General features: G+C 60.3%; 13 protein-coding genes. 5 read left to right on the forward strand and 8 right to left on the reverse strand.

What is annotated here, in order from left to right; genetic code table 11:
- Window positions 1–750 carry an electron transfer flavoprotein subunit beta/FixA family protein gene (locus AB4P90_RS21675; RefSeq protein WP_395605365.1) on the reverse strand — a complete coding sequence of 250 codons (750 nt, stop codon included), beginning with the start codon at window positions 748–750 and terminating at the stop codon, window positions 1–3.
- Window positions 751–1,266: 516 nt separating this feature from the next.
- Between AB4P90_RS21675 and AB4P90_RS21680 the strand changes: the two genes are divergently transcribed.
- Window positions 1,267–2,931: an electron transfer flavoprotein-ubiquinone oxidoreductase gene (locus tag AB4P90_RS21680; protein ID WP_020301874.1), complete on the forward strand. Its 1,665-nt coding sequence runs from the start codon at window positions 1,267–1,269 to the stop codon at window positions 2,929–2,931.
- Window positions 2,932–3,099: 168 nt separating this feature from the next.
- Here AB4P90_RS21680 and AB4P90_RS21685 read toward each other — a convergent pair whose 3' ends face one another.
- On the reverse strand, window positions 3,100–3,993 hold the full coding sequence (locus AB4P90_RS21685; RefSeq protein ID WP_003193483.1) for an AraC family transcriptional regulator: 894 nt from the start codon (window positions 3,991–3,993) through the stop codon (window positions 3,100–3,102).
- Between the two features lie 181 nt (window positions 3,994–4,174).
- Here AB4P90_RS21685 and AB4P90_RS21690 point away from each other — a divergent pair, with 181 nt between their 5' ends.
- A complete protein-coding gene (locus AB4P90_RS21690; protein WP_133633152.1) occupies window positions 4,175–5,227 on the forward strand; it encodes an NAD(P)-dependent alcohol dehydrogenase in 1,053 nt (350 codons plus the stop codon).
- On the opposite strand, the gene AB4P90_RS21695 is transcribed toward AB4P90_RS21690, so the two are convergent.
- From AB4P90_RS21695 to AB4P90_RS21720, 6 genes are all read right to left on the reverse strand, one after another.
- On the reverse strand, window positions 5,228–6,031 hold the full coding sequence (locus AB4P90_RS21695; RefSeq protein ID WP_019820600.1) for an IclR family transcriptional regulator: 804 nt from the start codon (window positions 6,029–6,031) through the stop codon (window positions 5,228–5,230).
- Between the two features lie 181 nt (window positions 6,032–6,212).
- On the reverse strand, window positions 6,213–7,178 hold the full coding sequence (gene araH, locus AB4P90_RS21700; protein WP_395605366.1) for an L-arabinose ABC transporter permease AraH: 966 nt from the start codon (window positions 7,176–7,178) through the stop codon (window positions 6,213–6,215).
- Window positions 7,179–7,200: 22 nt separating this feature from the next.
- Window positions 7,201–8,700, reverse strand: coding sequence for an L-arabinose ABC transporter ATP-binding protein AraG (gene araG / locus AB4P90_RS21705; RefSeq protein WP_395605367.1), 1,500 nt, complete (start codon window positions 8,698–8,700; stop codon window positions 7,201–7,203).
- Window positions 8,697–9,677 (reverse strand): substrate-binding domain-containing protein, encoded by a 981-nt coding sequence (locus AB4P90_RS21710; protein WP_014719544.1) that lies wholly within the window; start codon window positions 9,675–9,677, stop codon window positions 8,697–8,699. The genes araG and AB4P90_RS21710 overlap by 4 nt, the downstream gene beginning before the upstream one ends.
- 32 nt (window positions 9,678–9,709) lie before the next feature.
- Window positions 9,710–10,531 carry an SDR family oxidoreductase gene (locus AB4P90_RS21715; RefSeq protein ID WP_323559191.1) on the reverse strand — a complete coding sequence of 274 codons (822 nt, stop codon included), beginning with the start codon at window positions 10,529–10,531 and terminating at the stop codon, window positions 9,710–9,712.
- Between the two features lie 237 nt (window positions 10,532–10,768).
- Window positions 10,769–11,248 carry a GNAT family N-acetyltransferase gene (locus AB4P90_RS21720; RefSeq protein ID WP_395605368.1) on the reverse strand — a complete coding sequence of 160 codons (480 nt, stop codon included), beginning with the start codon at window positions 11,246–11,248 and terminating at the stop codon, window positions 10,769–10,771.
- Between the two features lie 188 nt (window positions 11,249–11,436).
- On the opposite strand from AB4P90_RS21720, the gene AB4P90_RS21725 reads away from it, so the two are divergent.
- The 3 genes from AB4P90_RS21725 (at window position 11,437) to AB4P90_RS21735 (ending at window position 13,375) form a co-directional block, all read left to right on the forward strand.
- Entirely contained in the window at window positions 11,437–12,633 is a 1,197-nt protein-coding gene (locus AB4P90_RS21725; RefSeq protein WP_323559178.1) for an MFS transporter, read from the forward strand.
- A gap of 85 nt (window positions 12,634–12,718) precedes the next feature.
- Window positions 12,719–13,057, forward strand: a complete 339-nt coding sequence (locus AB4P90_RS21730; RefSeq protein WP_020301899.1) for a hypothetical protein — start codon at window positions 12,719–12,721, stop codon at window positions 13,055–13,057.
- A 51-nt stretch (window positions 13,058–13,108) separates the two neighbouring features.
- Window positions 13,109–13,375, forward strand: a complete 267-nt coding sequence (locus AB4P90_RS21735) for a hypothetical protein (RefSeq protein ID WP_395605369.1) — start codon at window positions 13,109–13,111, stop codon at window positions 13,373–13,375.
- Window positions 13,376–13,402: the final 27 nt, after the last annotated feature.

The raw sequence follows: 13,402 nt of genomic DNA on the forward strand, positions 1-13,402 counted from the left end.
TTAGATTACCTTCGCTTCGTTTTTCAGTTTCTCGACCAGTTCAGCCACCGACTTGACCTTGATGCCCGCGCTGCGTGCAGCCGGCGCTTCGACTTTGACGGTCTTGTTGGTAGAGGCGGTGGAAACGCCCAAAGCGTCCGGAGTCAGCGTCTCCAGAGGCTTCTTCTTGGCTTTCATGATGTTTGGCAGGGACGCATAACGCGGCTCGTTCAAACGCAGGTCGGTGGTGACGATGGCCGGCAGTTTCAGGGAAACCGTCTGCGCGCCGCCGTCGATTTCACGGGTAACCGCAACGCTGTCGCCGCTCACTTCGACTTTCGAAGCGAAGGTGCCCTGGCCGTAACCGGTCAGTGCAGCCAGCATCTGGCCAGTCTGGTTGTTGTCGCTGTCGATGGCTTGTTTGCCCAGGATCACCAGCTGAGACTGTTCCTTGTCGACAACGGCCTTGAGCAGTTTGGCAACGGCCAGGGAGGTCAGCTCTTCAGCAGACTCCACCAGAATGGCGCGGTCGGCGCCCAGGGCCAGAGCGGTACGCAACTGCTCTTGGGCAGTGGTCGGCCCGATGGACACCACGACGATTTCCGTCGCCACGCCTTTCTCTTTCAGGCGTACGGCTTCTTCCACAGCGATTTCGCAGAAAGGGTTCATCGACATCTTGACGTTAGCAAGGTCGACGCCGGAATTGTCCGCCTTGACGCGAACTTTCACGTTGTAATCGACAACGCGTTTGACAGCTACAAGAACCTTCATGGATTCCTCGTTACTCTCCGGTGAAAAGAAAGTCGCCTAGGCGAACCTGGCGGTTGATGCTCATCGGCACACAAGGGCACCTCCAAAGACCTCGGCAGTGGCCTTGCACACGGGAAATGACGACCGTTCGTCAGTGGTGACTGAGAGGTCATTCTTTATCGCGGCGTGTAAACTGCGCTCCAACGTTGGGGGGCGCATCACCTTTATTGCCTTCAGCCTGTCTTTGGACGTGCTCTTGAAACCTGCAGTCTGCCTACGGGAAGCGCAAAACCGACCGTATCTTGACCGGAACGCCTATTCTGGTCAATACGGCAAAATGGTCAGTCATAAGCCCCGTTGCTTTGATTTATCTAGGCTGCAGGCAATTCAAACAAACGTTTGTATTGGACGCTGTCAGTGGTCTATATATAATGCGCCACCTAGAGAGACAGGTGGGTGCTGCCTTCGCGCAGAACTACACCGAACCTCCACCCATTAGAAAAAAAAGCCTGTTGAGCCTTGAGTAGGAGATAGCCTGTGGAACGCGAATACATGGAATTCGACGTGGTCATCGTCGGCGCTGGCCCGGCTGGCCTGTCTGCCGCCTGCCGACTGAAGCAGAAGGCCGCCGAAGCCGGTAAGGAAATCAGCGTCTGCGTGGTCGAGAAAGGCTCCGAAGTCGGCGCCCACATCCTCTCCGGTGCCGTGTTTGAACCCCGTGCCCTGAATGAATTGTTCCCGGACTGGAAAGCACTCGGCGCCCCGCTCAACACCCCGGTGGTGCGCGATGACATCTATGTACTGCGCAGCCCGGAAGCCTCCACCAAGGTGCCCGACTTCTTTGTGCCCAAGACCATGCACAACGAAGGCAACTACATCATTTCCCTGGGCAACCTGTGCCGCTGGCTGGCCCAGCAGGCCGAGAACCTGGGCGTGGAAATCTACCCAGGCTTCGCCGCCCAGGAAGCGCTGTTCGACGAGAACGGCGTGGTACGCGGCATCATCACCGGCGACCTTGGCGTTGACCGTGAAGGCAAGCCAAAAGACGGCCTGTACACCCCGGGCATGGAACTGCGTGGCAAGTACACGCTGTTCGCCGAAGGCTGCCGTGGCCACATCGGTAAGCAACTGATCCAGCGCTTCAACCTGGACAGCGACGCCGACGCCCAGCACTACGGCATCGGTCTGAAGGAAATCTGGGAAATCGACCCAGCCAAGCACCAGCCGGGCCTGGTGGTGCACACCGCCGGTTGGCCGCTGGACATCATGGGTAACGAGAACACCGGTGGCTCGTTCCTCTATCACCTGGAAAACAACCAGGTGGTGGTCGGCCTGATCGTCGACCTGTCCTACAGCAACACCTTCCTGTCGCCGTTCGATGAGTTCCAGCGCCTCAAGCACCACCCGGTGCTGGCCCAGTACCTGGAAGGCGGCAAGCGGGTCAGCTACGGCGCCCGCGCGATCTGCAAAGGCGGCCTGAATTCGCTGCCGAAGATGGTCTTCAAGGGTGGCGCGCTGATCGGTTGCGATCTGGGCACCCTGAACTTCGCCAAGATCAAAGGCAGCCATACCGCGATGAAGTCCGGCATGCTCGCCGCCGACGCCGTGGCCGACCGCCTGTTTGCCGAATCCGAGGGCGGCGACGAACTGACCGCGTATGTCGACAGCTTCAAAGCCAGCTGGCTGTATGAGGAACTGTTCGCCAGCCGCAATTTCGGCCCGGCCGTGCACAAGTTCGGCGCGATCATTGGCGGCGGTTTCAACTGGCTCGACCAGAACATTTTCGGCGGCAAGATCCCTTTCACCCTGCACGACACCAAGCCGGACTACGCCTGCCTGAAGCTGGCCAAAGACAGCCAGAAGATCGACTACCCCAAACCCGACGGCAAGTTGAGCTTCGACAAGCTGAGCTCGGTGTTCATCTCTGGCACCAACCATGAAGAAGAGCAGCCGTGCCACTTGAAGCTCAAAGACCCAAGCATCCCGATCGGCACCAACCTGCCGCTCTACGATGAACCGGCGCAGCGCTACTGCCCGGCTGGCGTGTATGAAGTGGTGACCAAGGAAGACGGCGAGAAGCGCTTCCAGATCAACGCCCAGAACTGCGTGCACTGCAAGACCTGTGACATCAAGGACCCTTCGCAGAACATCACCTGGGTGACACCGGAAGGTGCGGGTGGGCCGACTTACCCGAATATGTAAGTCGTTCGCTTAACCCAAAAAGGCTCCCGAGATGGGAGCCTTTTTTGTGGGCGACATCGAAAAAAATGTGGGCGCTGGCTTGCCTGCGATGGCGGCCTTCAGGTGCCAAATGTATGGCTGACCCGCCGCTATCGCAGGCAAGCCAGCTCCCACAATGACCTTGTGGTGTCAGGCGGCCCGCTCTTCACCTGGGTTGCGCAGGAAATAGCGTTTGTACTCCCGGCTGAACTGCGACGTACTCTGGTACCCCACCTTGTGCGCCGCCTGCGCCACACTCATGCCTTCCACCAGCAGCAACTGCTGGGCCTTCAATAACCGCAAGCGCTTGAGGTACTGCACCGGTGACAACAAGGTGCAGCGTTTGAAATGCTCATGAAAGGTCGAGGCACTCATGTGCGCAAATCCGGCCAACGTCTCGATATTCAGCGGCTCGGCGTAATGGGCATGCAGGTGATTCAATGAGGTGGCGATGCGCGAAAACTGCCCCTGTTGTTCCACCAGCGCACGCAACACATCCGCCTGAGGCCCACGCAAGGCGGTGAACAACAATTCGCGCACCCGCGCCGGGCCCATGATCCGGCTTTCCAGCGGATCGTGCAGGCACTGCAACAACCGCTCGACGCAGCCGCGCATCGCATCGTCCAGCACCACCGAACTCATCGATTCCAAGGTCTGCGCGGTCGGCGGTGGCCCGGCCTGCATGCCCATGGCAATCACCAACTCGCCCAACACCACGCGGTCGATGCCTACCGTCACGCCATACAGCGGCGCCTCGGGGGCCATGGCAAAGGTCTCGCATTCGAACGGCACCGGCATCGCCTGGATCAGGTAATGCCCGGCGCCATACTCCAGCGTGCGGGGGCCAAGGTAGGCGACTTTGCTGCCCTGGGCCACGAACATCAGGCTTGGCTCATAGATCTGCGGCCCACGCGCCACATCGCAACTGGCGCGCAGCACCTGCACACCGGGCAAGTGAGTCGGGGAAAAACCGTCGCGGGGCGTGAGCCCTTCGATCAAGGCAACCAGCGTGGCATTGGCGTCCAAATGGCGGGTCAACAGCATGGCAAAAAACTTCGCGAATAAGGGATGACAGCATCATCGCAGGTCTGGCGGCCAATATATCCAAACCTCAGGCACTGCCGGACGAATAGGCATGAGACTCGGAGCATTTGCCATGTTCGCGCCCCCAGGCCGACGCGCAGAATTCGCCACCTCTGCAGTCCAAGCTTTTGTGAGGTTTACTATGTACACCGCCATCGGTTACGCCGCCCAGTCGGCCACCACGCCCCTCGCCCCGATGTCATTTGAACGCCGCAGCCCGCGCGTCGATGACGTGGCCATCGAGATTCTCTACTGCGGCGTGTGCCACTCCGATATCCACCAGGCTCGCAACGAGTGGGGCATCGCCGTGTACCCGTTGATGCCGGGCCACGAAATTGTCGGCAAGGTCACCGCCATCGGCGCCAATGTGACTGCCCATAAAGTCGGCGACCTGGTGGGCGTAGGCTGCATGGTGGACTCGTGCCGTCACTGCGAAGCCTGCCAATCGGACCTTGAGCAATACTGCCTCGAAGGCCCGACCATGACCTATGCCACGCCGGACCGCGTGGATGGCAGCAACACCATGGGCGGTTACTCCGACAGCATCGTGGTCAGCGAACATTTCGTGGTGAAGATCCCGGCCAAGCTCGACCTGGCCAGCGCTGCGCCGATCCTGTGTGCAGGTATCACCACTTACTCGCCGCTCAAGCACTACGGCGTGAAAGCCGGCGATAAAGTCGGGATTCTCGGCATGGGCGGTCTGGGCCACATGGGCATCAAGTTCGCCAAGGCCATGGGTGCCGAAGTGACGCTGTTCACGCGTTCGGCGAGCAAGGCCGAGGAAGGCCGTCGCCAGGGCGCCGACCATGTGATCGTGTCCACTGATGCCGAGCAGATGAAAGCTGCTGCCGGGCACTTCGACTTCCTGCTCGACACCATCCCGGTGCAGCACGACCTGAACCCCTACCTCGATGTGCTGCGCTTTGACGGCGTGCATATCCTGGTCGGCCTGATCGAGCCGGTGGACCCGCCCGTCAACGCCGCCAAGCTGGTGCTGGGCCGTAAAGTCTTGGCCGGCTCGCTGATCGGCGGCATTGCCGAAACCCAGGAAGTCCTGGATTTCTGCGCCGAGCACAACATCACCTGCGACATCGAGATGCTCGACATCCGGCAGATCAACGAAGCTTACGCACGCATGATTGCCGGTGATGTGAAGTACCGCTTTGTCATCGACATGGCAAGCCTCAAAGCCTGATCAGGCCTTGGCGCCCAACTCCGCTGACAGCCGGGCTGCGACCTGTTTGATCACAGGAATCAGCTCGGCCATTTTCTCCAGCGGCATGTAGGGCACCGTACTGGCGATGCTGATGCCGGCGACGATGCGCCCGCTGGCATCGCGCACCGGTGCGGCCACGCAGCGGATCGAAGGCTCGTTGTCTTCGAGGTCAAACGCGTAGCCACCCTCGACATACTCATGCATGCGTTGTTCGAGCTGCGCCCAGGATTGCTCCGGGTGCTGCGGCCATTGCAGGCTTTTGCCCGCCGTCGGCAAGCTCGCCTCGTACAAGCGCTGCCACTCCTGCGGCGAGTCATCCAGCATCAACGCCTTGCCGATACCGGTGCGCGCCAACGGCATGCGATGGCCGACCCGCGAGCGCATTTCCGGCCCATTGCGGCCGGGGTTCTTGTGCAGGTAAAGCACCTCGTCGTACTCACGAATCGCCAGGTGAATGGTATCGCCGGTCAGCGCCGACAATTCATCCAGGTAGGGCACCGCCAGGTTCACCAAGGGCAACTCTTCACGGGCCTGGAACCCTAACTCGATCAGCTTGGGCCCCAGCAGATAACCGACCTGGGGCACCACACGCAGGTAACGCTCGTCCACCAGGCAACTGGCCAGGCGGTGCGTCGTGCTGCGCGTGGTGCCGATGCGCCGGGCGATCTCCTTGAGATCCCGCGCACCAGCCGCCACCGCTTGCACCACCCCCAAGCCGCGCAACAGGGTCTGGGTGCCGGTGGGGGCGGCGTCTTTGACGGGGGTGGGGGCGTTTTCCTGCATATCGGGCCTATAAGTATGAAAGCGGGGGCATTATGGCAAATACCGCCCTCCTGAACACAGAAGATCCAAGGTGGGAGCTGGCTTGCCTGCGATGGCGGTGGGTCAATTAAAGATGGGCTGGCTGACACACCGCTATCGCAGGCAAGCCAGCTCCCACAGTTTGATCTTCACAGGGCGAACATCAGCGTTGCTTCATGCGGTCGATGATGACGGCCAGCAAGAGGATCGAGCCACGAATCACATATTGATAAAAGGTATCGATGTTCTTCAGGTTCATCGCATTCTCGATGATCGCCAGAATCAATACCCCGGCAATCACATGGCGGATCATGCCAATGCCGCCGCTCAAGGACACACCGCCCAGCACACAGGCCGAAATCACGGTCAGCTCGAACCCCTGGCCAATCATCGGCTGGCCCGAGGTCATGCGTGACGCGAGGATCACCCCGGCCAAGGCGCCGATCAAACCGTGCACGGCAAAGATAATGATCTTGGTGCGATCGACATTCACCCCCGCGAGTAACGCGGCTTCCTGGTTGCCGCCAATGGCCATGGTGTTGCGCCCGTAGGTGGTGTAATTGAGCAACCAGCCAAAGAACACAAAGCACAGCACGGTGATGATGATCGGCACCGGCACGCCCAGCAGCTGGCCGTTGCCGAACACGAAGAACCCTTCATTCATCACCCCCACCGCCTTGCCGTTGGAGAAGATGTAGGCCAGTCCGCGCACGATCTGCATGGTCGCCAAGGTGGCAATCAACGCGTTGATGCGCAGCTTGGCGATCACAATGCCGTTGATCAGCCCTACCGCCAGGCCCATGGCCAAGGCTGCCGACACGCCGAGTGCCACGCTGTCGGTGTCGCGCATCACGATGCCCGCCACCACCCCGGCACAGGCGATCACCGAACCCACCGACAAGTCGAAGTGCCCCGACGCCAGGCAGAACAGCATGGTGCAGGCGGCGATACCCACGGTGGAAATCGCCAGACCGAGGCCGCGCATGTTCAACGGAGACAGGAAGTTATCGATGAACACCGCGCTGAGCACAAAAATGCCCAGCGCCGCCAACAGCATCACCCAATCATCGAGAAATTTGCGCTGATTGAAACCTGGCCAGAAGCCCTTTGCTGTTTTTACCTCAGACATAGCCAAACCCTCTTATTCTTGTTCAAGCCCGCGACTGTGGCAGCGCCAGTTGCAGCAGGCGCGCTTCATCCGCTTGGGCGCGGGGTAACTCACCGGTCAAGGCGCCTTCACTCATCACCAGGATGCGGTCGCAGATGCCCATCACCTCCATCAGGTCGCTGGACACCACAATCACCGCAATGCCGCTGACCGCCAGGTTATGGATGATCTGGTAGATCTCCGACTTGGCGCCGATGTCGATACCGCGGGTGGGTTCATCCAGCAGCAGGACCTTCATCGGCATCGACAACCAGCGGCCAAGAATGGCTTTCTGCTGATTACCGCCGGACAGGTACAGGATTTTCTGCTCGGCATTCGGCGTCTTGACCTTCATGGCCTGGATCTGCCGCTCGGCGTTGCCCTTCTCCCAGCCGTCGCGCAGCAACCAGCCGAACGAGGCGTGGGCGCTGCGGGCGCTGATGTTGATATTTTCCGCCACGCTGGACAGCGGAATGATGCCTTCCTTCTTGCGGTCCTCCGGGCACAGCAGCACGCCAGCGGCGATGGCGTCGCGGGGTGAACGCAACTGCAACGGTTCACCACAGAGTGCCAGGCTGCCGGCGCTGGAGCGTTCCAGGCCGCTGAGCAGGCGCAGGAGCTCTGTGCGCCCTGCCCCCACCAGCCCGAACAGGCCGAGGATCTCGCCTTTGCGTACCTGGAAACTCACCGGCTCACGCAGGCCGGGGCCGAGCAAGCCCTCGACATTGAGCGCCACCTCGCCCTGCTCTCGCGGGCGGTAATCGTAGATGTCCTGAATATCGCGACCGACCATGCAAGTCACCAACTGGTCGTGAGTCAGCGTGCTCATGTCCTCGAAAGTACGCACGTAGCGGCCGTCCTTGAACACCGTCACCGCATCGCAGATACGGAACACTTCTTCCATACGGTGCGACACGTAGAGCACCACTTTGCCCTCGTCGCGCAGGCGCGTGATGATCGCCATCAAGCGGTCGATTTCCCGCGCCGATAAACTGCTGGTGGGTTCATCAAAGGCGATCACGCTGGCGCCGCGAGACAGCGCCTTGGCGATTTCCACCAGTTGGCGCTGGCCCAGGGACAGGCGCCCGAGTTTCTCGTCGGGGTCGATTTCATCGGCCAGCCCCTTGAGACACGCCAGGGCCTGCTTACGCAGCAGGCTCCGGTTGACCACGCCAAAGCGCGTGGGCAAATGCCCGAGGAACAGGTTCTCGGCCACGCTCATTTCCGGCACCAGGTGCAGCTCTTGGTGAATCACCGCCACACCGCTGGCGATGCTGTCGGCGGCGCATTTGAAGGCCATGGTCTGCGCGCCGATCTGCACCGTGCCGCTGGACGGAATGTAGGCGCCGCCGAGGATTTTCAGCAGCGTCGACTTGCCTGCGCCGTTCTCGCCCATCAGCGCGTGCACCGAATGGGGCCGCGCTTCAAAGCTGATCTGCGCCAGGGCTTTCACACCGGGAAACTCCTTGCCGATGCCATTGAAACGCAGGGCTGCGCCGCTCATTTCCACAGGCCGATCTTGGTCAGTTCTTCCTGGAAATTGGCGCGGGTGATCAAGGTCACTTCGTCCATGGCGGTGTATTTGGCCGGTTCCTTGCCGGTGGTGACCCACTCGTACATCGCCAGCGCGGTGTTGTAGCCCTCGATATGCGGGCTGGGCAGCATGGAACCGAAGAAGCCGCTGTCGGCTTTCTTCAATTCGCCAATGGCGTCGGTGCCATTGATGCCGATGCCGATCACGTTGGCGGCCTTGAAGCCGGCGCTCTCAGTAGCGCGCACGCCGCCGAGTACGGTGTTGTCGTTCATGCCACCGATGATCAGGTTCTTCGCCCCGCTCGGCAACTTGACCAGGGCCGAGTTGGTGGCGTCCATGCTGCCGGGAACATCAAGGGTTTTCAGCGCAGCGGTGAGGATGTGGTCCTTGGGAATACCGGCCTCTTCCAGTGACTTGATCGAGCCGTCGGTGCGTTTCTTGCCGGTGTCGAGTTCGTTGAAGGTATTGATCACCGCATAGGTGTCCTTCCAATCCCAACCGCGTTTTTTCGCTTCGGCGGCCATGGCGGCGCCCTGCTTCTGGCCCACCTCAAACGCGGCCATGCCCAGGTAAGGCACGTCTTCCATGAAGTTGCCCTTGGCATCGACAAAGCGGTCATCCACGGCCATCACTTTCAAGCCGTTGACCTTGGCCTTGGCGACAATCGCAGGGCCCAGGGACACGTCCGGCGGGCAGATCACGAAGCCTTTGGCGCCGTTGGCGGCCAGGCTGTCGATGGCCGACAAGGTCTTTTCGCCATCGGGCACGGCGATCTTGATCACGGTGAAACCATGCTCCTTGCCGGCTTTTTCCGCGAATGCCCACTCCGTTTGAAACCAGGGTTCCTCGGCCTGCTTGACCAGAAAACCGATCTTCACTTCTTCAGCCGATACCCAGCCGCAGAACGCCATCGCCAGTGCCACGGCACCGAGTGTTTGCTTGAACATGGACCACCTCCTTCTTGTTATTGAAAAACGCTTTAGTCGTGGTACATCACAGACCGCCCGCCATCGATCATCAGGCAAGTGGCGTTGATAAAGGGCGCCTCGTCGGTCGCCAGAAACAGTGCTGTCATGGCCACTTCGATGGGCTGGCCAATGCGTTTGGGCGGGTGCAGGTCGAACGCACGCTGGCGTTCGGCGTGGGGGTCAGGGAAACCGTTCCAGTAGTCGACGTTGAGCTGGGTTTCGATATAGCCGGGGGCGATGGCATTCACGCGGATGCCTTTGGGCGCGTACTCGATACCCAGGGCACGGGTTAGGCCGAGCAGGCCGTGCTTGGCGACAGGGTAAGGAAAGCAACCGGGAATGATGTGGCTGGAATGGGTGGACGCGATATTGATGATGTTGCCGATACCTTGCTCGATCATGTGCGGCAACACCGAGCGGCAGCCGTACCAGGCACCGTCGAGGTCGATGGCGAAACAGCGGCGCCAGTCCTCGTCGCTCATCTCCAGCGGGTCACGGAACACGTTGACGCCGGCACAGTTGACCAGCACATCCACACGGCCAAAGCGCTCGATGGCCAGGTTGACCAATGCCTGCCACTGATCCTTGGAAGTGATATCAACCACGTGGGCGTAAACCTGCGCACCGTGTTCGCGCCAATGAGCGGCGATCTTCTCGACTTTGTCGCCCTGGATATCGGCAATGATCAACCGCGCCTGCTGGGCCTGGAAACAGGCAACGATGGCTTCGCCAATGCCTTGGGCGGCGCCAGTGACGATCACCACCTTGTTCTTCAGCCGCTCGCCGTAAGTCGGCTCGGGCACGGCGGGTAGGGACAACGGTTGCGCCTGCATCGCTTCACCTTTTTATTTTTTGTAGTGAGTGCTGATGCTGGCGACTATAAACCCATCGCCTGAAATATCTCAATATATAAATTATCGTCCCATATAATGGGCGGCGCTTGAAAAAATGTGGGAGCGGGCTTGCTCGCGAAGGCGGTCTGTCAGTTAAAGCATGTGCTGACTGATACACCGCATTCGCGAGCAAGCCCGCTCCCACATTCGATCTTTAGTGACTATACGAAAGAGGTTTCAGCCCAGGGCGAAGTCGCGCAGGGCATCGCCTTCCATGCGATAACGTACCCATTCTTCCTGAGGCTGGGCGCCGATGGATTTGTAGAAGGCAATCGCTGGCTCGTTCCAGTCCAGCACGCTCCATTCAAAGCGCCCGCAACCATTGTCAAAGGCAATTTTGGCCAAGTGGCGCAGCAACTTCTTGCCGGCCCCGCCGCCGCGTTGCTCCGGGTTGATGTACAGGTCTTCGAGGTACAGGCAGTTACTGCCCAGCCACGTCGAGTAACTGAAAAAGAACACCGCAAAGCCAATCGGCAAGCCGTCGCGCAAGCAGATCAGGCCATGGGCCGTGGCGCCTTCGTTGAAGAGGCTGCGCTCGATGTCCACCACGCTGGCGATCACTTCATGCCGAGCTTTCTCGTACTCGGCAAGTTCAGTGATAAAGGTCAGGATCTGCGCAGCATCGCTGGGCACGGCGGGGCGAATCTCGATGGTCATGGGCGAGCCTTGGGCAAATTCAAAGGCCACATACTAAGACGGTTTGATGGCCGTTTGCAGTGCAATTGATGCCGACGAGCGCGTTTCACTCCGGCGCGGGGTGATGCAAGCATCAGCAACCACAGAACAAAGCCTGCGCACGCCCATGGTAAACAATGAGCATAAATCCAACGATCAGAGACCTGCTCATGCACGTTACGCCACCCGTGGGCACGAAGACATTCGCGCTGTTCTGCCTCGCCAGTTTTCTGTTGTCGCTGTCTTACGGCTCGACCTTTTTGTTGTCACTGCTGATCCATGCCCGTGGCGGTAATGAACACGACGCGGGCAGTGTCATTGCCACGGCGATGCTCAGCACCTTTGTAGCGGTCGTGCTTTCCGGGCATCTGGCTGACGCGCTGGGCGCGGCGCGGGCCATTGCAAGCACCGGCGTATTGTTGGTGGTGGCCTGCCTGGGGTTTGCCCTGACGCCAGGGTTTGGCCAAGGCTTGATGCTGTTTGGATTGTCTCTTGGTTTGGGCTGGGGCGTGTTTTATACCCTGGGCCCGATCATCGTGACGCTGCTGGTGGAACCGCGCCAGCGGGCCAAATATTTCGCCTTGCTCTCGGGCAGTATGTTGAGCGGCATAGGTTCCGGCCCTTTGCTGGGACGCGCCGCCACTGCGCTGGACCTGCCCCTGACAACCGCGTTCTATATCGCCGGGCTCGCCAGCCTCGCCGGGGTGGTGATGTTCTGGCGCATGGGCTCTCGGTTGCGACAGCACGCGAATGTGCCAACCGCCAGGATTTCCTGGCGCGCAAGCCGCCGCGTCCTGTCTTCCAAGGCGGCGTTCGCCATCCTGATGGTCGGACTGGGCGGCTGCGTATTCGGGGGGCTGTCTTCGTTCCAGACCAGCTATGCCGTGGCCCATAAGCTGGACTATTCACTGTTCTTCGCGGGTTTCCTGACAGCGGCTATTACCAGCCGCCTGCTGATCGCCGGTTTCGTGGTCAAGCGCGATGCGTACCAGGCTGCCTGCGTGTTATCCGGGGTAATGTTCGGCGCGATCGCGCTGTTCGCGTTTGGTGTCAGCGGCAACCTCAGTTATGTGCTCGCCGCCGCCACGCTAGGGATCGGGTATGGCCTGACGTATTCGGTGATCAACGGCCTGGTGGCCAACGAAGCGCCCAGCGGCACCACTTCTCAGGCGTTGTTGCTGTTCAGCCTGGCGTACTTTATCGGCGTCTTCGGGTTTCCCTGGCTCGCAGGCAAGATCATCGTCGACTTCGGCCTTGCGACAATGATGCTGAGCGTACTGGTGATCGCCGCACTCAATTGGGCGATCACGGTGGCGCGCTTGATAGCGCGTCGGGTATCGGCACACAAAGTGATACAGGTGAGCTGATACCGTTCGTCGCCATCCCGGCACGATCAGCAATCGCGGGCAGACCAATACAGGGTAAGGACATTAATTATATGGAGACACCCTGATGAAACATTCCAAATTTGCTGCCCTCGCCCTCACCGGCCTGTTGTCTGCCGCGTCCTTGAGCGCCTTCGCGGCTAGCTCGACCACTGGCCCCACCGATCCAACGCCGGACGCCACTACCGAATCGCAAAAATCCATGGGCACCGGCATGGACACCAACGGCGGCGCGATCATCGACAACAGCGCTGACCCGCGCACCAAAGGCAACGACACCCAGCGCCAGGCACCGGCGGCCGTGGGCAACGGCAAGATGGGCCCTGGCACGAGCAACAATGAGCCGAAGATCAACAAGGGCGACGACTCGAACATCCCCGGCGCGCAGAAACAACCAGCGCCTTGATGCCCCCTTGGTACGACCAACGCCCGACCATTTCCCCGTGAAGAGGTACGCATGAACGTCGATAGAAACCTTGAAAAAGAAGTCCTCACCCGCCTGCTGCACGCCCACCCGCAAGGCTTGGGCAAGGAGGTGCTGGACAATTACCGCGGTGAAAAAGAGGTCGCCAGTGTCTTGGCGTTCCTGCAGGACCGCGGGCTGATCCAGGATGGGCATGTGACCACCGACGACGCCGGCGAATACGCGTTGAACCTGCCGATCAAGCTCACCGCTTCGGGTGTGGATGAGGCGCGCAAGCTCGACGCTCAAAGCACTGAGTAATCCATTTCTGGCCTGGCCCCGCGACCG

Origin of the sequence: Pseudomonas sp. B16120, from assembly GCF_044218845.1 — a bacterium.
In the GTDB taxonomy this organism is placed as follows: Bacteria; Pseudomonadota; Gammaproteobacteria; order Pseudomonadales; family Pseudomonadaceae; genus Aquipseudomonas; species Aquipseudomonas paracarnis.